Genomic DNA, 23,767 nt, shown 5'->3' with positions numbered 1-23,767 from the left:
GGCTCAGTCCAGGCCCAGGACCTCGTCGAGCCCGACGGTCACCCCGGGGTGACCCGGGATCCACCGCAAGGCGGCGACGACTCCCGGCATGAACGACTCACGGCTGGAGGAGTCGTGGCGGATGCTGAAGATCTCGCCCGGGTCGCCCAGGAGGACCTCCTGGGAGGCGATGAACCCGCGGGCGCGGACCGCGTGCACCGGGATGCCCGCGACCTTCGCCCCGCGCGCCCCGTCGGGGTCGGTCGTGGTGGCGTCGGGCAGCCCGGGCGAACCGGCCTCGCGACGCGCCTCGGCGATGACCTCGGCGGTGCGGACGGCGGTGCCCGAGGGCGCGTCGACCTTGTCCGGGTGGTGCATCTCGATGACCTCGACGGACTCGAAGAACGGCGCCGCCACGGCGGCGAACCGCATCATCAGCACGGCACCGATCGAGAAGTTCGGCACGACGATCGCACCGACGCCGTCGTGGTCGGCCACGATCTCGCGCAGCTGCCCGACCTTGTCGTCGCCGAAGCCCGAGGTGCCGATCACGACGTGGATGCCGCGCTCGAGGCACCAACGGGCCTGGTCGAACGCGACGTCCGGCGTGGTGAACACCAGGGCGGCCTCGGCACCCGCCTCCTCGATCGTCGCCAGGTCGTCGTCGACATCGATCCGCGCGACGAGTTCGAGCCCGTCCGCCGCCTCGATCGCCTCCGCCGAGGTCGAACCCATCCGGCCCTTCGCACCCAGTACCGCCACGCGTGTCATGCGTCCGATGCTATCGAGCCAGTCGCTCGCCGCTGACGGGGTCGAAGTGGTGGACCGCCTCGGGGTCGATCACTTCCAGGTGCGTGGACGTGCCCTTGACCGGGGGCCGGCGCCAGTCGGCACGCGACACGACCGGAGTCGCCACGCCGTCGGCCCGTCCGTAGAGGTACGCGTCCGAGCCCAGCTCCTCGACGACGTCGACCACGATGGGCAGCCCCTCGTCCGACGGCGCCAGGTTCTCGGGACGCACGCCCACGACCACGGTGGAGCCGCTCGCCTCGATCAGCGCCGAGCGGGGCACGGGCAGCACGGTCGTGCCGAAGGCGACACCGCCGTCGATCACCGGCAGCTCGAGCAGGTTCATCGCGGGCGATCCCATGAAGCCGGCGACGAAGAGGTTCACCGGCCGGTCGTAGAGCTCGCGAGGCGCGGCGACCTGTTGCAGGACGCCGTCCTTGAGCACCGCGACCCGGTCGCCCATGGTCATGGCCTCGACCTGGTCGTGCGTGACGTAGACCGTCGTGGTCCCCAGCCGCCGCTGCAGCGCCGCGACCTGGGTGCGGGTCTGGACACGCAGCTTGGCGTCGAGGTTCGACAGTGGCTCGTCCATGCAGAACACCCGCGGCGACCGGACGATGGCCCGGCCCATCGCGACGCGCTGGCGCTGGCCGCCCGACAGCGCCTTCGGCTTGCGGCCGAGGAACTCCGTCAGGCCCAGCAGGTCGGCGGCCTCGGCCACCCGACGATTGATGTCGCCCTTCGACACCTTCGCGATCCGCAGGGCGAACCCCATGTTCTCGGCGACGGTCATGTGCGGGTAGAGCGCGTAGTTCTGGAAGACCATCGCGATGTCGCGCTCCTTCGGCGGCATCCGCGTGACGTCGCGGTCGCCGATGTGGATGCTTCCGTCGTCGACGTCCTCCAGCCCGGCCAGCATCCGCAGCGTCGTGGACTTCCCACATCCCGACGGCCCGACGAGGACGAGGAACTCCCCGTCCTCGACCTCGAGATCGATGTGATCGACCGCCGGTCGCTCCTGGCCGGGGTAGACCCGGGTCGCTCCCTCGAACACCACAGCACTCATGCCGCCACCTCCGTGAAGAAGAACCCGTACGCCGGCGGCGGCACGAGGTGTGCCGTTGTCGCTCGCTGTCGCTCACTCATGACGACTCTCCCATTCGCAGTTCGGTGGACAAGATGACCGAGGTCGGCTCGGCGTCGGGGTCCTCGATCCGGCGCGCGAGCACGTCGACGAGCGTCGCGCCCAGTTCGGCCAGTGGCTGGTGGACCGTGGTCAGCGCGGGTGTCGACGCCGCCGCGGCCGCCGATCCGTCGAAGCCGACCAGGGCGACGTCCTGCGGGACGTCGACACCGCGTCGCGTGAGCTCGCGCAGGGCGCCGAGGGCCATCACGTCGTTCGCGGCGAAGATCGCGTCCAGGTCGGGGCACCGGTCCAGCAGGACCGCGGCGCCCCGGGCACCGCTCGTCTCACTGAAGTCCCCCGTCTCGACCAGGTCGGCGTCGAACGGCAGGCCGGCGGCGTCGAGGGCCTCGCGGTAACCCGCCAGGCGGTCGCGACCGGACGCCATGTCCTGCGGACCCGTGATGCAGGCGACCCGGCGGCGCCCGCGCTCGATGATGTGGTCGACGGCGCGTCGCGCGCCACCGAGGTTGTCGACGTCGACGAAGCACGCGCGCGGGTCGTTGGGGCGGCCGACGTAGACGACCGGCAGGTCCGGCCCCTGCGGCAGGCTGAGCGCGTCGTGCAGCGAGACGACCATGACGCCGTCGACGTGCTGCGGCGTCAGGAACTGGCCGAGCCGGGACAGGTGCGACTCGTCCGGGACCATCGACAGCACCAGGCGGCGCGACGTCTCGTCGACGGCCCGCGAGATGCCGCGGACCAGGCCGGCGAAGAAGGGCTCGGCGAAGACGCGCTCCTCGTCCTCGGCGATGACCAGGGCGACGGTGTCGGTGCGGCGGGTCTTGAGCGAGCGCGCCGCCTGGTTGGGCACGTAGCCCAGCTCGCGCACCGCCTGCTCGACCGCCTCGCGGGTCCGCTGCGACACGTGGTCCGAGCCGTTGACGACCCGGGACGCCGTGCCGCGGCCGACTCCGGCGAGTCGGGCCACCTCCTCCAGCGTCGGCTGGCGAATGTCCGTCATGAGCTCCCCTTCGTGCTGGTCGATCGCGCCAGCTCGGCGAACCACAGTGCGCTGGCCTTGGGCGTGCGCACCAGTGTCTCGAAGTCGACGTGCACGATGCCGAAACGCTTGTCGTACCCCTCGGCCCACTCGAAGTTGTCGAGCAGGGACCAGGCGAAGTAGCCCCGCACGTCGACCCCGTCGTCCCGCGCGTCGGCCAGGGCCTGCAGGTGGCCGTCGATGAACTCGATGCGGTCCTGGTCGTCGACCGCGCCGTCCGGGGTGAGGACGTCGTCGAAGGCCGCCCCGTTCTCGGTGACGTAGATCGGGACCGGCGGGTAGTCGCGGTGGACCTGGTCCAGGACCTCGCGCAGTCCGCTCGGGTCGATGTCCCAGCCCGAGGCCGTCTTGGGCCAGTCGCGCGACACGAAGTCGACCTCGGAGGCACCGGGCCACGGGCTCGCCGCGACGACGTGGCGCGAGTAGTAGTTGACGCCCAGGAAGTCCAGGGGAGCCGCGATGGTCTCGAGGTCCTCGGCCATGATGACCTCGGTGCCACCGACACCGGCGATGTCGTCGAGGACGTCCTGCGGATAGCGCCCCAGCAGCAACGGGTCGAGGAACCAGCGGTTCATCAGACCGTCGATGCGACGCGCCGCGTCGTCGTGGCGACCGGTCTCGTCGGCCGGTGAGACCGCATAGAGGTTCACGGTCACGCCGACCTGGGCCTCGGGCCGGCCGTCGCGCAGCCGGGGCACGGCCAGGCCGTGGGCGAGGTTGAGGTGGTGGGACGCCGCAAGCGCCGCCGCCGGCTCGGTGCGACCCGGTGCGTGGATTCCTGCGCCGTAGCCCAGGAACGCGGCGCACCACGGCTCGTTGAGCGTCGTCCAGTGACGGACGCGGTCGCCCAGCGCTTCAGCGACGATCTGCGCGTAGTCGGCGAACCGCTCGGCGGTGTCGCGCACCGGCCAGCCGCCCGCGTCCTCGAGCGCCTGCGGCAGGTCCCAGTGGAACAACGTGGGCCACGGCTCGATCCCGGCCTCCAGCAGCCCGTCGACGAGCCGGTCGTAGAAGGCCAGGCCACGTGCCTCCACCTTCCCTCGCCCCTCCGGTTGGATCCGGGGCCACGCGATGGAGAACCGGTAGGCGTCCAGGCCGAGATCCTTGACCAGGGCGACGTCCTCGGGCCAGCGGTGGTAGTGATCGACCGCCACCTCGCCGTTCTCTCCGCAGCGGGTCATCCCGGGACGTGCCGCGAAGGTGTCCCAGATCGACGGGCCGCGTCCGTCCAGCGTCGTCGCTCCCTCGATCTGGTAGGCCGACGTGGCCACGCCCCACAGGAACCCCGGATCGAACCGCTCGTTGAGACCGTTCATGACTTGAGGCCACCTTCCATGATTCCGCCCACGATCTGGCGGCCGAACACGATGAACACCACGACGAGCGGCAGGGTGCCCATGAGCGTCCCGGCCATGACCAGTGCCTGGTCGGTGTAATAGCCGCCGGCCAGCCGCGAGAGCGCGACCTGCACCGTCGGATGGTTGAAGTCCAGGGCGATGTACGGCCACAGGAAGTCGTTCCAGCGCTCCATGAACGTCAGCAGTCCGAGCACCGCCGCCGCAGGTCTCAGCGCCGGGAACACGATCGACCAGAAGATCCGCAGCGTCGACGCCCCGTCCACCCGCGCAGCCTCGATCAGCTCGTCCGGGATCGCCTGCAGCGCGTACTGGCGCATGAAGAAGACACCGAAGCCGCTGACCAGGAACGGCAGCGTCACCGAGGCGAGGCCGCCGGCCAGTCCGATCTTCGTCATCAGCATGTACAGCGGGATCAGTCCCAACTGGACCGGCACCATCATCGTCGCGACCACGATGATCAGCAGCACGTTGCTGCCGCGGAACTTCAGCTTGGCGAACGCGAAGCCGGCCAGGGCCGAGCTGACGACCACCGCGAGGGTGGCGGTCGACGCGACGATGAGTGAGTTCAACAGGGCCTTGCCGAACTGCACGTCGGGGTTCGCGAAGACGCGGTCGATGTTCGACGCGAGCCGGTCGCCGGGCAACAACGGCGGCGGGATCCCCAGGATGTCGCTGTTGGCGCGCGAGGCCATCACCAGCATGAAGTACAGCGGCGCGGCCGCGAGCAGGACGACGAACGTCAGCGCGACGTACATCAGCGGGGAGGCTCCGGTGACCTTCGATCGCCGGTGGGCGCCGGTCCCCCGGTCCGACCCGCCGAGCTGGTCGACGGCACGCGGTACCGTGCCGGCGCGCCGGTCCGCTGCGCCACCGGTGTGGGTGCGAAGGCTCATGTCAGTCCGCCGATCGGATGCGCCGCAGCAGCAGCAGGTTGATGGCCGCCACGAGGGCGATGATGAGGAAGAGGACCCAGGCGATCGTCGAGGCGTACCCGAACCGCTGGCCGGTGAAGGCCTCCTGGACCAGGTACATCGCGACGGTCTGGAACTGTCCGCGGTTGCCGCCGGAGATCGCGTTCGCGCCGGGGTTGAAGAGCAACGGCTCGGTGAAGAGCTGGATGCCACCGATCGTGGCGACGATCGTCACGAAGATCAACGTGGGGCGCAGCATGGGCACCGTGATGGACCAGAACTGCCGCCATGCCGAGGCGCCGTCGATCTTCGCCGCCTCGTAGAGCTCCTTGGGCACCGATTGCAGGGCCGCCAGCAGGATCAGCGCGTTGTAGCCGGTCCACCGCCAGTCGACCATCGTCGCGATCGCGAGCCAGGACGACCAGCGGTGGGCCCGCCAGTCGATGGCGTCGATGCCGATCTGCCCCAGCAGCCAGTTCGCGATGCCGTAGTCGCGGGCGAAGATCATCCCGAAGATGATGCCGACGGCCGCGACCGACGCGACGTTCGGCAGCAGGACGCCCATCCGCCAGAAGGTCCGCGACCGCAGGCGCGTGTTGAGCATCTGGGCCAGCACGGTGGCCAGCACCAGCTGCGGCACGGTGGCCAGGACGAAGATGCCGAAGGTGTTGACCAGGGCGCGCCAGAAGGAGCTGTCGACCATCAGCTCGCGGTAGTTCTCCAACCCGATGAACTCGACCTTGCCCGCGAGCAACGTCCACTCGTGCATCGAGACCCATGCGGTGTAGACGAGCGGGAACAGGCCGAACACCGCGAAGACGAGGAAGTACGGCGAGACGAACGCGAGGCCGGCGCCCTGTTGGCGAGCCAGTCGTGTGCGTGCCATGACGAGATCCTCTCCGATCTGGGGGTCCGAACGTGGGCGGCCGGTGTCCGCGTCTTGGAGGAACGCGCGGACACCGGCCGCGTCAGGGGTGCGTCAGCGCCCGGCCTTCGTGGCGGCTGCGCTCGCATCGTCCCAGCCCTGCGCGGGCGGGACCTCACCGTTCTCGACACTGCGGAGCGCGTTCTCGACCGCGTCGCGGACGGGAACGTTCTTCGTGCCGAGGTAGACCGGCTCCAGTGCCGCTGCACCAGCGGCGAACAGCTGGCCGATCGGGGCCTCGTTGAAGTAGGGGTTCGTGGCCTCCTTCAACTCGGTCTTCTCGTACAGCGCGGGCAGGGACGGCAGGCGACCCTCGGCCTCGAAGGCGAGCATCTGGCCCTCCTCGTCGCTGAGGTAGTCGATCAGCTCGAGCGCCATCTCCTGGTGCTTGCTGGTCTGCGGCACGGCGAGCCACGAACCGCCCCAGTTGCCGCCGCCACCGGGCACCGTGGCGATGTCCCACTTGCCGGCATTGGCCTCACCGGACTGGTCCTTGATGTAACCGGTCATCCAGGCGGGGCAGGCGACCGTGGCGAAGGAGCCGTTCTTGAAGCCGGCGTTCCACTCGTCGCTGAAGGCCTTGAGCTGGGCCGACAGGTCGGCCTCGGTCATCTCGACCGAGTAGTCCCAAGCGGTCTTGATCGCGGGGTTCTCGTCGAAGACGAGCTTGTCGTCACGATCGAAGTAGGTGTGGTCCCCCTCCTGCATGAGGATGGAGTTGTAGGTGTTCGTCGACGAGTCGACGAACGCGACCTTCTGGTTCCCGATGCCCTTCTGGAACTTCTTGCCGGTGGCGATGTACGCGTCCCAGGTCGGCCACAGCTGGGCCACCTCGGCGCGGTCGGTCGGCAGTCCGGCCTTCTCGAACAGGTCGCGGCGGTAGCACATGGCCAGGCCGCCCACGTCCGTCCCGTAGCCGATCGTCGTCTTGCCGTCGGCGCTCGTGGCCTTGTCCCAGACCCACGGGAGCCAGCGGTCCTTGACGTCGTTGCCACCCTCGTCCTGGAGGTTGACGAACTTGTTCGCGGCGGCCAGGAAGGCCACGGTCTGGCCCTCCTCGATGGCGACCACGTCGCCGGCGTCGCCGCCGGCGGCGATCTGCTGCGTCAGCTTCGTGTTGTACTTGCCGAGGTCGCCCTCGGCCGTCTCGACGATCTTGACGCCGGGGTGGTCTGCCTCGAACTTCTTGTACGCCTCGGTGTAGCCGAACTTGCCGAAGAGATTCACCCGCAGGGTGATGTCGTCCCCGTCGTCGCTCGACCCGCTACCGCCACAGGCGGCGAGGCCGCCCAGGGCGATCGCCGTGGCGAGCGTGGCGGCGAACTGTCGTGTGCGATTCACGTCATGCCTTCCGTCGGTCCCCCACCCGACATGGGAGCGCTCCCATGAGTGTGGCTCACGTCACATGCCACGTCAAGAGATTTTTGGGAGCGCTCCCAAAATGATGGTTCCGGGAACGACGCAGCCCCGCACCGAACCGGTGCGGGGCTGCGTCGTGGAGCGGGAGGATCAGGCCTCGGAGGGCTCCTCGGCCGTCTCGACGGCCGCGTCCTCGGTCGCCTCGACGACCGGGATCAGCGACAGCTTGCCGCGATCGCCGACCTCGGCGATCTGGACCTGGATCTTGTCACCGACCTTGACGACGTCGTCGACGTTGTTGACCCGCTGGCCGCCGTTGAGCTCGCGCAGCTTGCTGATGTGCAGCAGGCCGTCCTTGCCCGGCAGCAGCGAGATGAACGCGCCGAAGTCGACCGTCTTGACGACGGTGCCCAGGTAGCGCTCGCCGACCTCGGGCATCGTCGGGTTGGCGATCGCGTTGATGGCGGAGCGAGCCGCCTCGGCCGCGTCGCCACCCTCGGCGCCGATGTAGACGGTGCCGTCGTCGTCGATCGAGATCTTCGCGCCGGTGTCGTCCTGGATCTGGTTGATCATCTTGCCCTTCGGGCCGATGACCTCGCCGATCTTGTCGACCGGGATCTTCACCGTGATGATCCGCGGAGCGTAAGGGCTCATCTCGTCGGGCTCGCTGATGGCCTCGGCCATCACGTCCAGGATCGTCTGACGCGCGTCGTGCGCCTGCTGCAGGGCACCGGCCAGCACGTCGGCGGGGATGCCGTCGAGCTTGGTGTCCAGCTGCAGGGCGGTGACGAACTCACGCGTGCCGGCGACCTTGAAGTCCATGTCGCCGTAGGCGTCCTCGGCTCCGAGGATGTCGGTCAGCGTGACGAACTTCTGCTCGCCGTCGACCACACCGGAGATGAGGCCCATCGCGATGCCGGCGACCGGGGCGCGCAGCGGCACACCGGCGTTCAGCAGACCCAGGGTCGAGGCGCACACCGAGCCCATGGACGTCGAGCCGTTCGAGCTCAGCGCCTCGGAGACCTGGCGGATCGCGTACGGGAACTCCGCACGCGACGGCAGCACGGGCAGCAGGGCCCGGCCGGCCAGGGCGCCGTGACCGATCTCGCGACGCTTGGGCGAGCCCACGCGACCGGTCTCACCGGTGGAGAACGGCGGGAAGTTGTAGTTGTGCATGTACCGACGCGTGGTCTCGGGCGAGAGCGTGTCGAGCTTCTGCTCCAGGTCGAGCATGTTCAGCGTCGTGACACCCAGGATCTGGGTCTCGCCACGCTGGAACAGCGCCGAGCCGTGCACGCGAGGAATGATGCCGACCTCGGCGGACAGGGCGCGGATGTCGGCCAGGCCACGACCGTCGATGCGGACGTTGTCGCGCAGGACGCGCTCGCGCACGAGCTCCTTGGTCAGCGAGCGCAGCGCGGCGCCGAGCTCCTTCTCGCGGCCCTCGAAGCGCTCACCGAGCTGGTCGATGACGTTGGCCTTGATCTCGGACTCGCGCTCCTCGCGGTCGGCCTTGCGGACGATCGTGAGCGCACCGGCCAGGTCGGCCGACGCGATCTCGCGGACGGCCTCGTAGACGTCGTCCTCGTAGTCGAGGAAGACCGGGAAGTCCTGGACGGGCTTGGCGGCCGTCGCGGCCAGCTCGGCCTGGGCATCGCACAGCTGGCGGATGAAGCCCTTGGCGGCCTCGAGGCCACCGGCGACGATCTCCTCGGTGGGCGCCTGGACGCCGCTCTGGACGAGCTCCCACGTGTTCTCGGTGGACTCGGCCTCGACCATCATGATGGCGACGTCGTCGCCCGCGACACGGCCCGCGACGACCATGTCGAACACGGCCTCCTCGAGCTGGCTGTGCGTCGGGAAGGCGACCCACTGGCCGTCGATGAGCGCGACGCGCGTGGCGCCGATCGGGCCGCTGAAGGGCAGGCCCGAGATCTGCGTGGACGCCGAGGCGGCGTTGATCGCCAGCACGTCATACGGGGTGTCGGGGTTGAGCGACAGGACCGTGATGACGACCTGGACCTCGTTGCGCAGGCCCTTCTTGAAGGTCGGGCGCAGCGGGCGGTCGATCAGGCGGCAGGTGAGGATCGCGTCCTCGCTGGGACGGCCCTCACGACGGAAGAACGACCCCGGGATGCGACCCGCGGCGTACATGCGCTCCTCGACGTCGACCGTCAGCGGGAAGAAGTCGAAGTGGTCCTTGGGGTGCTTGCCGGCCGTGGTGGCCGAGAGCAGCATGGTGTCGTCGTCGAGGTAGGCGGCGACGGCGCCGGCGGCCTGCTGGGCCAGCAAGCCGGTCTCGAAACGCACCGTGCGGGTGCCGAAACGGCCGTTGTCGAGGACGGTCTCTACGGTGGTGATGTCGGACATGGAAGTCCCTTCTGCAGGGTTTCGCCCTGCGGTTTCGGGACGAGGCGGCTGCGCCGGCGCGGTCCGCATTCGGACCCGGGCCGGGCCGGTCTTCGATCGAGGCCCGCGGCCGCCCCTGAGGGCTCCGAGGGCCACTACCGAGGACCGAGCAATCGCCGACCTCGTCGTGGGTGATTCTTGTTCAGTTGTGATGGTGTCGCATTGAGGAACGGGCGGCCACCCCCGAGGGGATGACCGCCCGTCGCATCAGCGGCGCAGGCCCAGTCGCTCGATGAGCGAGCGGTAGCGCTCGATGTCGTTGTTCTGCAGGTAGTTCAGCAGGCGGCGACGCTGGCCGACCAGGAGCAGCAGGCCACGACGGCTGTGGTGGTCGTGCTTGTGCTCCTTCAGGTGCTCGGTCAGGTGAGCGATGCGGCCCGTCAGCAGCGCGATCTGGACCTCCGGGGAACCGGTGTCGCCCTCGCCCGTGGCGTACTGCTCGATGATTTCCTGCTTCGAAAGGTTTGCCACCGTGGGGGCAGCGGTCTTCTTCGACACGTTTCTCCTTGGGATGTCCGTTGCACGGCGCGCCCGGGCCTGTTCACCGGGGCACTCTGGGTCCGTGGCCGTTCTACGGCAACTCTCAGGGTATCAGCGCCGCGGTGAACGTTCCTAATCGCCACGCAGGCTCAGGGGTGCAGCACGGACCGCGCGTCCGCGACGTCGCGGTGCATCTGCTCGACGAGCGCATCGAGCGACTCGTAGGCCACCATCTCGCGCAGCCGGGCGACGAACTCGACGCGGACCGACTGCCCGTAGAGGTCGAGGTCGTCACGGTCCAGGACGTACGACTCGACCCGTCGTCCGGTGACCCCGTCGAAGGTCGGATTGGTGCCGATCGACGTGGCGGCCGGCAGCCGCGTGCCGTCGGACAGGACGAGCCACGCGGCGTACACGCCGTCCGGCGGCACGGCGTAGGAGTCGTCCACCGGGACGTTCGCGGTCGGGAAGCCGAGCTCGCGTCCCCGCCGGTCCCCCGTGACGACGGTCCCCTCCACCTCGTGCGGCCGGCCCAGGATCTCGGCGGCCCGCCCCATGTCGCCGGAGGCGACCGCATCGCGGGCGCGGGTCGACGAGAAGGCCACACCGTCGCCGGCCAGCGCGGCCTCCGCGGCGGTGAACCCGTGTCGGCGGCCGGACTCCTGCAGCGTCTCGATCGACCCGGAGGCGCGGCTGCCGTACCGGAAGCCCTCCCCCACCACGACCGCGCGCGCATGGCACTGGTCCAGGACGACCGCGCCCACGAACTCGTCCGGCGACCACGAGGCCATCTCGGCGGTGAAGTCCAGGACGCGCACGTGGTCGGCGCCGTGCTGGTGCAACAGCTCGATGCGGCGCTCGAGGGTGGTCAGGCGCTTCGGCGCGCGCTCGGGGGCGAAGATCGCGACCGGGTGCGGATCGAAGGTGATCGCGACGGTCTGAGCCTCGCCCGCGGCCGCGCGCGTGGCCGCGAGGAGCGACTGGTGTCCGAGGTGCACCCCGTCGAAGTTGCCGATCGTGACGGCGCTCGGTCCGGGCACAGCCGTGGCGGGAGCACCCTCGACCGCCTTCCAGATCACCACGGCGACACTGTGCCACACCCGTCGCCGGCGGCTTCAGGCAGCGAGCCTCATCGCCTCGATCGAGTCGTCGGTGCAGGTGTCCCAGAAGCCTCCGACGACGTCCTGGAGCTGGCCGAAGGACCCGGCCGCGAACAGCACCTCCTGGTAGTGCGTGATGTCGTAGTCGGTCGTCCCCATCTCGACCAGGTCGAGCGGCCGGATGGTCATCTGGCGGAACTCCTCGATCTCGCCGGGGCTGGACAAGATGCCGGCGCCGTACGCCTTGAGCCCGTCGGGCTCGTGGACCACACCGAACTCGAGGGTGAACCAGAAGACCTTGCTGACGAACTGCAGCGCCTCGTCGGACTCGACGCGTCGCACCGCCGCCCCGGCCGCCTCGTACAGCTGGGTGAACCGGGTGTCGGCCAGGGTGTTGCCGTGGCCGACCACCTCGTGGAGGACGTCGGGCTCGGGCGTGTAGAGCGGAACCGAGTGGTGCCGGACGTACTGCGTCGCCCAGAACCGGTGGTCCGCCAGGGCGCCGTAGAACTCACGCAGCGGCACCAGGCCCGCGGCGGGCTGGTAGGCGAACCCGGTCAACGGCGCCAGAGCCGCCGAGAGCTCGGCCAGCTGGGGGACGTGGTCCTCGGGCAGCCCGAACGCCTCCTTGCCGTCGAGGTACTCCCGGCACGCGTAGTGCCGGTGCTTGTCGCGCAGGTCCTCGCAGACCACCCGCCACACCTCGTGCTCGGCGTCGGTGTAGTCGATGAGCGGCGGCGGGTCCCCCGAGGTCCACCGGGCCGCGGCCGTGGCGATCCGGTCGCGGCGCTCGCGGTACGTGGGGTCCTCCAATCCCGGGTGCCCCGCACTCAGCTCGACCGAGACGCTGCCGTCGCCCTTCTTCGTGAGGGGCGCGAAGTACTGGCCTTCCTCGAACATGTCACTCCTTCCCGCGGTCCTCAGACCACGCGTCCTTCGACCTCGCCCAGGGGCAGCAACCGGCCGTCGTGCGTCCTGGCCGCGGCGGAGATGGTCACGGTGTCGCCGTCCTGCAGGAACCCCCGGGTGCTCCCGTCGTCCAACGTCACCGGCTCGGTGCCGTTCCAGGTCAGCTCCAGCAAGGAGCCTCGTTGTCCGGGCTCCGGACCGCTGACGGTGCCCGACGCGAAGAGGTCGCCCGGGCGCAGGGACGCCCCGTTCACCGTCAGGTGCGCGAGCATCTGAGCCGGCGTCCACGACATCGTGGCGAACGGCGGCCGCGACACCACCGTGCCGTTGACCGCGACCGTCAGCTCCAGGTCGAGACCCTGGCCCGGTGGGCTCAGATAGTCCTGCAGCTCGACGTGCGGGGGCGGTGGATCGGTCCGTGCGTCGGTGAGCGCGGCCCACGGCACGACCCACGGCGAGACCGACGTCGCGAAGGACTTGCCCAGGAACGGACCGAGCGGCACGTACTCCCACGCCTGGATGTCGCGTGCCGACCAGTCGTTGACGACGCAGATCCCGAAGACGTGCTGCTCGAACTCCCCGACGCCGACCGGTTGCCCGAGGTCCGAGCCGGCCCCGACCACGAAGCCGATCTCGGCCTCGACGTCGAGCCTGGCACTCGGGCCGAAGCCGATGGTGCCGTCGGCCGAGCGCAGTTGCCCGGAGGGTCGTCGCACGGGCGTGCCCGAGACCACGACCGTCCCCGCCCGGCCGTGGTAGCCGATCGGCAGGTGGTCCCAGTTCGGCGTGAGCGGCTCCCCGTCAGGACGGAAGATCCGGCCGACGTTCGTCGCGTGGTGCCGCGACGCGTAGAAGTCGACGTAGTCCGCGACGGCGAACGGCAGGTGCAGCCGCACCTCGCCGACCGGCCGGGTGGGCGACGCCTCGAGGGCGGCCTCCTGCAGCGCCGCCCGCACGCGAGCCCACACCTGCGGGCCCGCGGCGAGGAAGCGATCGAGCGTTCCGGCGGCGAACACGGGCGCCTGGTCCGGGACCAGCGTCTGCGCCAGGGTGGTCAGGTCGAGGACGCGGTCACCGAGGCCCACACCCACTCGCGGTCCGTCGAGATCCGCGGCGGTGAAGCTGCAGTACGGCAGCGTCGCCAGGTCGAAGCCGGTCATGCGATCAGCCCCAGTCCCCGCAGGCCTGCGAGCGGCTCGTCGAGGTCGCACGTGCCGATCGACCGGAACAGCCGTCTCGAGTCGGACAGTGTCGTCAGGTCGAGGTCGGCGGAGGCCGCCGTCAGGACCGGCTCCGGATCGTCGCCGCGCATCGCCGCGACGACCGCCGCCATCACGTTGACGAAGCCGTGGGCGCCGTCGTGGGCGACGGCCGCGTGCAACCCCGCCGTCAGCTTGAACGGCTGGTCGTGGGCGACGCAGTGCGCGATCGCCGCGGCCAGCTCGGCGGCCGTCGGCACGTACGCTCCCCCGCAGCGGAGCTTGAGCACCGCGCCCGCGGGGACCTCGAAGCCCGATCCCCACGGCATCTCGACCGCGGTCGTCCGCACGGCCACGTCCGGCAGCGCCGCGACCGGCCCGAGCACCTCGATGGCCACCGGCTCGACCGGCGTGCCGCCCGTGGCCGCGAGAGCCGGGCCCACCTCGTCGACGGCACCCACGAGGGACAGCCGCACGGACGCCGTGGCTGCCGCGAGCAACGCGGGCAGACGGGCCGTGTCGCACACGAGCGGCCCGAGCAGGACGCCGACCGGGCCCTCGCTCCGGGCCCGGTGCTGCTTGACAGCCACGTCCACCGGGGCGTTCCCCGGCGGGAAGATCGCGGCGTCGTCGAAGAACCCGTCGAACGTCGCCGTCATGAGCGACCCCACGAGAGGTGGTAGACGCCGTCGTCGGCCGCGCGGCCGCCCTCACCCAGCTCGAGCGGGCGGAACGTGTCGACCATGACCGCGAGCTCGTCGAAGGACTCCGCGCCCAGGCTCGCCTCGATCGACGACGGCTGGGGCCCGTGGGAGTGGCCCCCCGGGTGCACCGAGACCGAGCCCTTGGCGATGCCGGAGCCCTTGCGCGCCTCGTAGTCGCCGTCGACGTAGAACATGATCTCGTCGGAGTCGACGTTCGAGTGGTAGTACGGCACGGGGATCGCGAGCGGGTGGTAGTCCACCTTGCGCGGCACGAAGTTGCAGACGACGAAGTTGGTGGCCTCGAACACCTGGTGCACCGGCGGCGGCTGGTGGACCCGCCCGGTGATCGGCTCGAAGTCGGCCACGTTGAACGCGTACGGGTAGAGGCAGCCGTCCCAGCCCACGACGTCGAACGGATGCCGCGGGACCACGTGGACCGTCCCCGACAGGCCGCCGGGGCCGGAGCCTCGGTGCTTCACGAAGACCTCGACGTCCGTCCCCTCGCGGACCTCCGGCTCGCCGGGGCCACGCAGGTCGCGCTCGCAGTAAGGGGCGTGCTCCAGCAGTTGCCCGAACCTCGACAGGTACCGCTTGGGAGGGCCGATGTGGCTGTTCGCCTCGATGCAGTACGCCCGCACCGGACCGTCCGGGACCCACCGGTGCGTCGTCGCACGCGGGACGATCAGGTAGTCCCCCGACCCGAACGGCAGGTGCCCGAAGACGGTCTCGAGCGTGCCGCGCCCCGACTCGATGAAGACGCACTCGTCGCCCGTGGCGTTGCGGTACAGCGGGGACGTCTGCTCCCCGACCACGTACGAGAGCCTCACGTCGGCGTTGCCCAGCACGAGGCGCCGGCCCCGGACCAGATCACGCTCGGCATCGCTGAACAGGTCGTGCAGGCGCAGGTGGCGCGGCAGCAACGGCTCGTTGGGAGCCGTGGCCTGGTCGGGCAGGTCCCACGTCCGGGCCTCGACGATCGCTGACGGCACGCCCACGTGGTAGAGCAGGGACGAGTCCGAGCTGAAGCCCTCCTCCCCCATCAGCTCCTCGCGGTACAGCGACCCGTCGGCCGCCCGGTGCTGGGTGTGACGCTTGGGCGGAACGAGCCCCGCGCTGCGGTAGTGGGCCATGTCAGGGCCTCCCGGGCCTAGAAGTTGCCACGCCGCGCCTGCTCGCGCTCGATCGCCTCGAACAAGGCCTGGAAGTTGCCCTTGCCGAAGCCCAGCGAGCCGTGGCGCTCGATCAGCTCGAAGAACACCGTCGGCCGGTCGCCGATCGGCTTGGTGAAGATCTGCAGCAGGTAGCCGTCCTCGTCCCGGTCGACCAGGATCCCGCGACGCTGCAGTTCCTCGATGGGCACGCGCACCTCGCCGATCCGCTCCCGCAGCGCCGGGTCCGTGTAGTACGAGTCGGGCGTGGCGAGGAACTCGATCCCCGCGTCGCGCAGCCGGTCGACGGTCTGCACGATGTCGGGCGTCGCCAGGGCCAGGTGCTGCACGCCGGGACCGCGGTAGAACTCCAGGTACTCGTCGATCTGGGACTTCTTCTTGGCGATCGCGGGCTCGTTCAGCGGGAACTTCACCCGGTGGTTGCCGCTGGCGACCACCTTGCTCATCAGGGCGCTGTACTCGGTGGCGATGTCGTCGCCCACGAACTCGGCCATGTTGGTGAAGCCCATGACACGGCGGTAGAAGTCGACCCACTCGTCCATCCGGCCCAGCTCGACGTTGCCCACCACGTGGTCGAGCGCCTGGAAGATGGGAGGCGCTCCCGGGTCGCGCCGCAGGGTCGACGACCGTGCCACGAAGCCCGGCAGGTAAGGGCCGGAGTACCGGCTGCGGTCGACCAGCGAGTGTCGCGTGTCGCCGTACGCGGCGATCGCCGCCATCCGCACGGTGCCGTGCTCGTCGGTGACGTCGTGCGGCTCCTGCAGGATCGTCGCGCCCTGCTCGCGGGCGTGGCGCACGCACACGTCCACGTCGGGGACCTCGAGCGCGACGTCGACGACCCCGTCGCCGTGGAGGCGGTGGTGATCCATCACAGGGCTGTCGGGCGCGACGCCACCGCGGAGCACGAAACGGACGGCGCCACTCGCGACGACGTACGCGTGATGGTCGCGGTTGCCGGTCTCGGGGCCGGAGTAGGCCACGAGGTCCATGCCGTAGGCGGACATGAAGAAGTGGGCCGACTGGGTGGCGTTGCCGACGTCCCACACCAGCGCGTCCCAGCCGGTGACCGGGAACGGGTCCGTCGTGGCATCGTGCTCGACCAGGCCGACGAGCTGGCGCAGCTGATCGAGGTCGAGGTGGGCGAGCCGCTCGGCGTCCGTGAGATCGAGAGTCATGTGACTCAGGACACACCTGAGGTCGGCGCTGGGCAACCTCCACCCCCGGAACTGTCCACGCTAGACATTCAGCGCACAACAACCGGGTGGAAACTGTCCAGATTGCTAGGCTCGATCCATGGTGGACCGTTTGGATGTCGCGCTCATCGAGGCCATGCACGACCACCCCCGGGTCGGTGACCTGGAGTTGTCACGACTCCTGGGCGTCGCCCGAGCGACGGTCCAGTCGCGCCTGCGCAAGCTGGAGGAGTCGGGCGTGATCACCGGGTACGCCCCCGACATCGACCTCGCGGCCGCCGGCCACCCGGTGCAGGCGTTCGTGACGCTGCAGATCGTCCAGGGCTCCATCGACGCCGTCACCGAGGAGCTCATGTCGCTGCCGAGCGTCCTCGAGGCCTTCATCACCAGCGGTGAGGCGGACATCGTCTGCAAGATCGCCGCGACGTCCCACGAGGACCTCAAGGACACGCTGCTGCACATCAGCGGATCCGGGTCCGTGGCCCGCACCAGCAGCGTGATCGTGCTGTCCGAGCTCGTCCCCCCTCGGGTCCTTCCCGTGCTGCGCCGGGGAGCGTCCGATCCTCCGCCGCGCGCGCCCGCTTTCCGCTGAGGCCCCTTCAGCTGCGACCAGCCAGGGTGGACCATCGAAGGTATGCGGCAGATCGTGGTGGTGGCGCAGGGCGCACGTGCGTCCTCGATCGCCGACGCGCTGCGCGCCGCTGGATTCGAGGTCCACGTGACCTCGGGGGGCAATGGGCTCGCCGACGCGCGCCATGACGAGGCCGACCTCGTCGTGCTCGATCCGGACAGTGCGGGGACGCACGGGGCCGCCCTGGTCGAGCGTCAGGGCGAGGAACGACCGGCGCTCCCGGTCGTCGTCCTGGCTGCCGGGACCGACGACCACGAGGTGGTCTCCCGCGTCCGGGAGCACCTCCGGCACACGGACCCGTCCCCGGGCGGCGGCGAGGACCTGTCCACCGGCGCACTGCGGCTCGACGCCCGGGCCCGGCGCGCCTGGGTGGGCGAACGCGAGGTCGCGCTCTCACCGCGGGAGTTCGCCCTGGCCAAGACCCTGCTGCGCCATCGTGGGCAGGTCCTCACGCGCGAGCAGCTGCTCGAGCACGTCTGGGGACACGAGAACGGACTGCGCTCGAACGTCGTCGACGTGTACGTCGGCTACCTGCGCAGGAAGCTCGGCAGCGACGCAGTCGTCACGGTGCGCGGCATCGGCTACCGCGCGGGCTGACTCAGACCAGCGGACGCCACGGGCGCAGCAGCCGCTCGTACAGCCGCGCGATGGTGGGACGCGACCGCCACGTGGCGACGTCGAGCACCTCGGCCTTCTGGGCGTCGCGCTCGAAGATGCGGCTCATGCCCCGGGCCAGCTTCTCGTCGAGGATCTCGAGGTTGATCTCGTAGTTGCCGGTCAGGCTCAGCCGGTCGATGTTGGCCGTGCCGATGGTCGACCACTCGCCGTCGATCGTCATGGTCTTGGCGTGCACCATGTGGTCGCGGTAGCGCAGGATCTCGATCCCGGCCTCCAGCATCGGACCGAAGTAGCTGCGGGCGATGAAGTCGGCCACGACATGGTTCGACACCTTCGGCACCAGGATCCGCACGTGCACGCCGCGCCGGCTGGCGTCGATCAGCGCCTGCAGGATGTCCTGGTCGGGGATGAAGTACGCCTGCGTGATCTCGATGGTCGACACGGCACGGTCGATGGCCTCGAGGTACATCCCGCGGATCGGGAAGATCAGCTGGCGCGGGACGTTGCGGTGGGCCCGCACGTGCGGATCCCACGTGGCCTCGGTCAGGGCCCGGATCTTCGTGCGGAACAGGCTGTCGTTCCAGAAGTCGATGACCGCGTTCTCGAGGTCCCACACCGCCGGACCCGTGAGGGCCACGTGGGTGTCGCGCCACTCGTTCGCGTAGAGGCTGCCGATGTTGTACCCACCCACGAACCCGATGGCGTCGTCGACGACGAGGATCTTGCGGTGGTCACGGCCCCACGAGCGCGGGCTGAACACGTTCAGGCGCCGCGGCAGGATCGGGTAGCGCATCATCTTGATCCCGTGACCGAACCGGAAGAAGCGCGGCGGCACGACGAGGTTCGCGAACCCGTCGTAGATCACGCACACCTCGACGCCGCGGTCGGCCGCGTCGCGCAACGCCTGGCGGAACCGGCGGCCCATCGCGTCGGCCTTGATGATGTAGGACTCCAGCAGGATGCGGCGACGGGCCCCGGCGATCGCCGCGAGCATGTCGTCGTACAGCACCTCGCCCGAGACGTAGACCTGCACCTCGTTGCCGCCGCCGATCGGGAAGTGCTCGGCGGGGACGCGCGGCAGCGGAGGCGTGCCCTTGGCACGCAGGCGCTTGCGGATCGAGGTCGTCGCCATCAGCGAGACGATGGCGCCCACCTGGACCAGCAGGCCGCCGAGGAGGACACGTCGGACCCACCCGCGAGAAGACGAAGATCCGAACGGCATGGCGTTCAGCCTAGGCCGTCTCAGACGAAGACTGCGACCGGGCGCGCCCCGGCGCCCGCGGACTCGTACAACGCCAGGAAGGAGCCGTCGGGCGCGAACATCGCGACCGGGGCGCCGGGCGGCAGCTGCAGGTCCGGAAGGGCCCGGCCGAACCGGACGGCCTGGGCCTGCTGCTCCGAGAGCTCGGCCCCCGGGAAGGAGGCGCGAGCGGCGTCGTTGAGGCCGACGATCTCGAAGGACTGCGCCAGCTCGTCGAGCGTGCGGGCGCGGTCGAGGCCGAAGCGGCCCACGCGGGTGCGCCGCAGGCTGGTGAGGTGTCCCCCGACGCCCAAAGACGCGCCGAGGTCGCGCGCGAGCGCTCGCACGTACGTGCCGCTGGAGCACTCGACCCGGACCTGGGCGTACGCCCTCGTTCCGGGTGTGAAGTCGAGCAGCTCGAAGGTCGAGACCTCGACCGCGCGGGCGGCCAGCTCGACCTGCTCGCCCGAGCGGACCCGGGCGTAGGAGCGCTTGCCGTCGACCTTGATCGCCGACACCGCGGACGGCACCTGCTCGATCTTTCCGGTCAGCGGGAGCATCGCCTCGCGCACCGCCTCCGCGCCGAGGGACGAGGCGTCGGCGGTGCCGGTCTCGTCCCCCTGCGCGTCGTCGGTGACGGTCGTGGCGCCCAGGGCGATCGTCGCGAGGTACTCCTTGTCGGAGCCCGCGACGTAGCCCAGCAGCCGCGTCGCACGGTTGACCCCGACCACCAGGACTCCGGTGGCCATCGGATCGAGCGTGCCGGCGTGGCCGACTTTGCGCGTGCCGGCCAGCCGGCGGATGCGCGCGACGACGTCGTGCGAGGTCCAGTCAGCGGGCTTGTCGACGACGACGAGCCCGCTGGCCGGACCACCCGGTGACTCAGTCGTCACCGGGCTCCTCGTCGTCCTCGCGCACCTTGTACGGATCCGGCTCGCCGGCGTACGCCGCGCCCTGGGCCCGCTCGGCGACGCGGGCGTCGGACTCGCGGGCCTTGGCCAGCAGCTCCTCGATCTCGCGCGCCGTCTCGGGCACCGAGTCCAGGAAGAACTCGAGCGACGGCGTGTGCCGCACCCCGAGCTGACTGCCGACCTCCTTGCGGATCAGACCGGTGGCGCTGATCAGCGCCGCCGCCGTGTCCGCCCGAGCGCGCTCGTCGCCCATGACCGTGTAGAAGATCGAGGCGTGCTGACCGTCACCGGTCAGCCGCACATCGGTGATGGTGACGAAGCCGAGCCGCGGGTCCTTGACCCGCCGCTCGAGCATCGTCGCCACGATCTCCTTGATGCGGTCGGAGAGCTTGGCCTGACGTGGACCTGCCATGTCAGTCGCGCTTCTTCTCGACCAGCTCGAAGGCCTCGATCACGTCGCCGACCTTGATGTCGGAGTACGAGACCACGACACCGCACTCGAAGCCCTCGCGGACCTCGGACGCGTCGTCCTTCTCACGGCGCAGGGACAGGACGTCGAGGTTGTCGGCCACGACCGAGCCGTCGCGCACGATGCGAACCTTCGCATTGCGGCGGATGGACCCGCTGGTGACCATGCAGCCCGCGATGTTGCCGCCCTTGACCTTCGACGACTTGAAGATGTCGCGGATCTCGGCGGTACCGAGCTGCTGCTCCTCGTAGATCGGCTTGAGCATGCCCTTGAGGGCCGCCTCGATCTCGTCGATGGCCTGGTAGATGACCGAGTAGTACTTGATCTCGACACCCTCGCGGTCGGCCAGCTCCGTCGCCTTGCCCTGCGGGCGGACGTTGTAGCCGACGATGACCGCGTTGGACGCAGCCGCCAGGTTGACGTCGGTCTCGGTGATCGCGCCGACACCGCGGTCGATGACCCGCAGTGCGACCTCGTCGCCGATCTCGATGTTGGCCAGCGAGTCCTCGAGCGCCTCGACCGAGCCGGCGCCGTCACCCTTTAGGATGAGCAGCAGCTCGTCGGTCTCGCCCTTCTCCAGCGAGGACATGAAGTCCTCGAGGGTCCGGCGACCCGAACGCTTGGCCAGCAGCGCGTTGCGCTCACGGGCCTCACGCTTCTCGGCGATCTGACGGGCCAGGCGGTCGTCCTCGACCACCATGAAGTTGTCACCTGCGCCGGGCACGGCCGTCAGGCCGAGCACGAGCGCCGGACGCGACGGGGTCGCCTCCTCGATGTTGGCACCGAACTCGTCGAGCATTGCGCGAACACGACCGAAGGCCGGTCCGGCCACGAGCGAGTCGCCGACCCGCAGCGTGCCGCGCTGGACCAGCACGGTGGCGACGGGGCCACGACCGCGGTCGAGGTGAGCCTCGATCGCGAGACCCTCGGCCCGCTGGTTCGGGTTGGCACGCAGGTCCAGCTCGGCGTCCGCCGTCAGCACGATGGCCTCCAGCAGCGCGTCGAGACCGATCTCGGACTTGGCCGAGACGTCGATGAACATCGTGTCTCCGCCGTACTCCTCGGGCACGAGACCGTACTCGGTCAGCTGGCCGCGGACCTTGGTCGGATCGGCGCCTTCCTTGTCGATCTTGTTGACCGCGACGACGACCGGGACACCGGCGGCCTTGGCGTGGTTGAGCGCCTCGACCGTCTGCGGCATGACGCCGTCGTCGGCCGCGACCACGAGGATCGCGATGTCGGTCGCCTGGGCACCACGGGCTCGCATGGCGGTGAACGCCTCGTGACCCGGGGTGTCGATGAAGGTGATCGCGCGCTCGTTGCCGTCGACCTCGGTGGTGACCTGGTAGGCACCGATCGACTGCGTGATGCCGCCGGCCTCCTTGGCCGCGACGTTCGCCTGACGCAGGGCGTCGAGCAGCTTCGTCTTGCCGTGGTCGACGTGACCCATGACCGTGACGACCGGCGGGCGCGCCGTCAGATCGGAGTCGTCGCCGACGTCCTCGCCGAACTCCAGCGAGAAGGACTCGAGCAGCTCGCGGTCCTCGTCCTCGGGCGAGACGACCTGGACGTCGTAGTTCAGCTCCTCACCGAGCAGCTGCAGCGTCTCGTCGTTGACCGACTGGGTCGCGGTGACCATCTCGCCGAGGTGGAACAGCACCTGGACGAGCGATGCCGCGTCGACGCCGATCTTGTCGGCGAAGTCGGTCAGCGAGGCGCCACGTGCGAGGCGCACTGCCTCGCCGTCGCCCTTGCGGACGCGCACGCCGCCGATCGACGGCGCCTGCATCTGGTCGAATTCCTGACGCTTCGCGCGCTTGCTCTTGCGACCACGACGCACGGGGCCACCGGCGCGACCGAAGGCACCCTGGGTGCCGCCGCGCTGGTTGCGACCGGGTCCACCGGGACGACCGCCGCCCGCGGGGGGACCACTGAAGCCGCCGGGACGAGCGCCGCCACCGGCACCGCCGCCGGGACGGCCTGCGCCGCCACCGCCACCGGGACGACCACCGGGACCACCGGCGCGACCGCCGGGGCCGGGACGGCCACCGGGACGTGCCGGGGTGACCGACGACTGCTTGGGCATCATGGCCGGGTTCGGGCGGGGCATGCCCGGACGTGCCGGAGCGGCGCCGGCGCCACCCTCACGTGCGGCAGGCGGCCGCGGGGCGCGGTCCTGCTGCATGCCCTGCTTGGACGAGAACGGGTTGTTGCCCGGACGCGCCGCAGGGGTGCGAGGACCGGGACGGGGGCCGCCGGTGGGCAGGCCGCCGGCCTGACCCGGACGCGGCGTGGAAGCCGGACCCGGACGCGGGCCCGGGGTACGGGTCGGAGCGGGGCCGGGACGGGCACTCGTGGACTCGGCAGCCGGGGCCGGAGCCTCAGGAGCCGGAACCTCGGCCGCAGGAGCCTCCGGGGCCGGAGCCTCGGGAGCTGCGGGCGCGGGTGCCTTGGGACCGGGGGTGGGAGCCGGGCCGGGCTTCGGCGCGGCGGGAGCCGACGGGGTGACCGGCGGCGCGGCGACCTCGGCGGCGGTGGACTCGGCGGGAGCCGGCGCGGGGGCCTTCTCCTTCGCCTGGGGGGCCTCGGCCGGCTGGGCGGCGGGGGCCTTCTTGGCGGACTTCTTGGCGCCCTGCTCGCGCAGGCGGTCGCCGTGCTCCTCCTTGAGGCGGCGCACGACAGGCGCCTCGACGGTCGAGGACGCGGACTTCACGTACTCGCCCATCTCCTTGAGGGTGGACAGGACGACCTTGCTCTCAACACCTAGCTCGCGGGCGAGCTCGTGGACTCTTACAGCCACTCTTCTCCTTCAGGGATCCGGCCCCGAAGGAGGCACGGATCAGTAGTTGACGTACAGGCTCATTGGGAAGTACTCATCGAGTGCTCATGAGCGTGTGCTCCGATTTCCGTTTCGAGTGGCACCGGTCGGTACCACGGGTGGTCAGGCTCTCCGGGCGACTTCGGCTCGCACCCAATCAGCGACGGCGTTCGTACTGACGGGCCCTTCGAGACGAAGCGCCCTGACGAACGCCCGCCGGTCGAGGGCGAGCTTCAGGCACCGTTCCGCGGGGTGCAAGTGCGCTCCGCGGCCCGGTCGAGATCCGCCGGGATCGGGCTCCACGGTCCATCCCGTGTCATCCCGGTCGGCGACGACTCTCACCAGAGTGGTCTTGTCCGCACGCTGCCGACATCCGACGCACGTACGAATCACCATCGTCAAGTCTAGCG

The 23,767-nt window shown here is 70.2% G+C and carries 22 protein-coding genes; 2 read left to right on the top strand and 20 right to left on the bottom strand.

What is annotated here, in order from left to right:
- Positions 1-3: 3 nt before the first annotated feature.
- From dapB to hppD, 15 genes are all read right to left on the bottom strand, one after another.
- Entirely contained in the window at positions 4-750 is a 747-nt protein-coding gene (dapB, locus tag GL325_RS00460) for a 4-hydroxy-tetrahydrodipicolinate reductase (protein WP_154594752.1), read from the bottom strand.
- Between the two features lie 10 nt (positions 751-760).
- Positions 761-1,834 carry an ABC transporter ATP-binding protein gene (locus GL325_RS00455; protein WP_187768278.1) on the bottom strand — a complete coding sequence of 358 codons (1,074 nt, stop codon included), beginning with the start codon at positions 1,832-1,834 and terminating at the stop codon, positions 761-763.
- Between the two features lie 76 nt (positions 1,835-1,910).
- The gene (locus GL325_RS00450) at positions 1,911-2,915 is read right to left on the bottom strand and encodes a LacI family DNA-binding transcriptional regulator (protein ID WP_187768277.1); all 1,005 of its coding nucleotides are present in this window, start codon (positions 2,913-2,915) and stop codon (positions 1,911-1,913) included.
- On the bottom strand, positions 2,912-4,270 hold the full coding sequence (locus GL325_RS00445; protein WP_187768276.1) for a GH1 family beta-glucosidase: 1,359 nt from the start codon (positions 4,268-4,270) through the stop codon (positions 2,912-2,914). Before GL325_RS00445 ends, GL325_RS00450 begins: the two co-directional genes overlap by 4 nt.
- Positions 4,267-5,205 (bottom strand): carbohydrate ABC transporter permease, encoded by a 939-nt coding sequence (locus GL325_RS00440; RefSeq protein ID WP_154594748.1) that lies wholly within the window; start codon positions 5,203-5,205, stop codon positions 4,267-4,269. Before GL325_RS00440 ends, GL325_RS00445 begins: the two co-directional genes overlap by 4 nt.
- Before the next feature lies 1 nt (position 5,206).
- Positions 5,207-6,109, bottom strand: a complete 903-nt coding sequence (locus GL325_RS00435) for a carbohydrate ABC transporter permease (RefSeq protein ID WP_154594747.1) — start codon at positions 6,107-6,109, stop codon at positions 5,207-5,209.
- A 93-nt stretch (positions 6,110-6,202) separates the two neighbouring features.
- Positions 6,203-7,489: an extracellular solute-binding protein gene (locus GL325_RS00430; RefSeq protein WP_187411407.1), complete on the bottom strand. Its 1,287-nt coding sequence runs from the start codon at positions 7,487-7,489 to the stop codon at positions 6,203-6,205.
- Between the two features lie 168 nt (positions 7,490-7,657).
- On the bottom strand, positions 7,658-9,877 hold the full coding sequence (locus tag GL325_RS00425; RefSeq protein ID WP_154594746.1) for a polyribonucleotide nucleotidyltransferase: 2,220 nt from the start codon (positions 9,875-9,877) through the stop codon (positions 7,658-7,660).
- 246 nt (positions 9,878-10,123) lie between these two features.
- Complete coding sequence (gene rpsO, locus GL325_RS00420; protein WP_187411971.1) at positions 10,124-10,387, bottom strand: 30S ribosomal protein S15; 264 nt, start codon at positions 10,385-10,387, stop codon at positions 10,124-10,126.
- 158 nt (positions 10,388-10,545) lie between these two features.
- The gene (locus GL325_RS00415; protein ID WP_187768275.1) at positions 10,546-11,478 is read right to left on the bottom strand and encodes a bifunctional riboflavin kinase/FAD synthetase; all 933 of its coding nucleotides are present in this window, start codon (positions 11,476-11,478) and stop codon (positions 10,546-10,548) included.
- Positions 11,479-11,511: 33 nt separating this feature from the next.
- Positions 11,512-12,396, bottom strand: coding sequence for a phenylalanine 4-monooxygenase (locus tag GL325_RS00410; RefSeq protein ID WP_154594745.1), 885 nt, complete (start codon positions 12,394-12,396; stop codon positions 11,512-11,514).
- 20 nt (positions 12,397-12,416) lie between these two features.
- Positions 12,417-13,565 carry a fumarylacetoacetase gene (gene fahA / locus GL325_RS00405; protein WP_187768274.1) on the bottom strand — a complete coding sequence of 383 codons (1,149 nt, stop codon included), beginning with the start codon at positions 13,563-13,565 and terminating at the stop codon, positions 12,417-12,419.
- Positions 13,562-14,263 (bottom strand): hypothetical protein, encoded by a 702-nt coding sequence (locus tag GL325_RS00400; RefSeq protein WP_187768273.1) that lies wholly within the window; start codon positions 14,261-14,263, stop codon positions 13,562-13,564. The genes fahA and GL325_RS00400 overlap by 4 nt, the downstream gene beginning before the upstream one ends.
- A complete protein-coding gene (locus tag GL325_RS00395) occupies positions 14,260-15,438 on the bottom strand; it encodes a homogentisate 1,2-dioxygenase (protein ID WP_187768272.1) in 1,179 nt (392 codons plus the stop codon). Before GL325_RS00395 ends, GL325_RS00400 begins: the two co-directional genes overlap by 4 nt.
- A gap of 17 nt (positions 15,439-15,455) precedes the next feature.
- The gene (gene hppD / locus GL325_RS00390; protein ID WP_154594741.1) at positions 15,456-16,652 is read right to left on the bottom strand and encodes a 4-hydroxyphenylpyruvate dioxygenase; all 1,197 of its coding nucleotides are present in this window, start codon (positions 16,650-16,652) and stop codon (positions 15,456-15,458) included.
- A gap of 118 nt (positions 16,653-16,770) precedes the next feature.
- On the opposite strand from hppD, the gene GL325_RS00385 reads away from it, so the two are divergent.
- Entirely contained in the window at positions 16,771-17,262 is a 492-nt protein-coding gene (locus GL325_RS00385) for an Lrp/AsnC family transcriptional regulator (protein ID WP_154594740.1), read from the top strand.
- Positions 17,263-17,304: 42 nt separating this feature from the next.
- Positions 17,305-17,898, top strand: coding sequence for a response regulator transcription factor (locus tag GL325_RS00380; RefSeq protein WP_187768271.1), 594 nt, complete (start codon positions 17,305-17,307; stop codon positions 17,896-17,898).
- 1 nt (position 17,899) lies between these two features.
- On the opposite strand, the gene GL325_RS00375 is transcribed toward GL325_RS00380, so the two are convergent.
- The 5 genes from GL325_RS00375 to GL325_RS00355 form a co-directional block, all read right to left on the bottom strand.
- On the bottom strand, positions 17,900-19,141 hold the full coding sequence (locus GL325_RS00375; protein ID WP_154594738.1) for a phosphatidylserine/phosphatidylglycerophosphate/cardiolipin synthase family protein: 1,242 nt from the start codon (positions 19,139-19,141) through the stop codon (positions 17,900-17,902).
- A gap of 20 nt (positions 19,142-19,161) precedes the next feature.
- On the bottom strand, positions 19,162-20,052 hold the full coding sequence (gene truB, locus GL325_RS00370; protein ID WP_255955274.1) for a tRNA pseudouridine(55) synthase TruB: 891 nt from the start codon (positions 20,050-20,052) through the stop codon (positions 19,162-19,164).
- Positions 20,042-20,482 carry a 30S ribosome-binding factor RbfA gene (gene rbfA / locus GL325_RS00365; protein ID WP_154594737.1) on the bottom strand — a complete coding sequence of 147 codons (441 nt, stop codon included), beginning with the start codon at positions 20,480-20,482 and terminating at the stop codon, positions 20,042-20,044. Before rbfA ends, truB begins: the two co-directional genes overlap by 11 nt.
- A 1-nt stretch (position 20,483) precedes the next feature.
- Positions 20,484-23,339, bottom strand: a complete 2,856-nt coding sequence (gene infB, locus GL325_RS00360; RefSeq protein WP_187768270.1) for a translation initiation factor IF-2 — start codon at positions 23,337-23,339, stop codon at positions 20,484-20,486.
- Between the two features lie 141 nt (positions 23,340-23,480).
- Entirely contained in the window at positions 23,481-23,753 is a 273-nt protein-coding gene (locus GL325_RS00355; RefSeq protein WP_154594736.1) for a YlxR family protein, read from the bottom strand.
- Positions 23,754-23,767: the final 14 nt, after the last annotated feature.

Source organism: Aeromicrobium sp. 636 (assembly GCF_024433585.1).
In the GTDB taxonomy this organism is placed as follows: Bacteria; Actinomycetota; Actinomycetes; order Propionibacteriales; family Nocardioidaceae; genus Aeromicrobium; species Aeromicrobium senzhongii.
The sequence above is the reverse complement of the archived record's forward strand: the minus strand, read 5'-3'. Positions and strand labels throughout refer to the sequence as shown.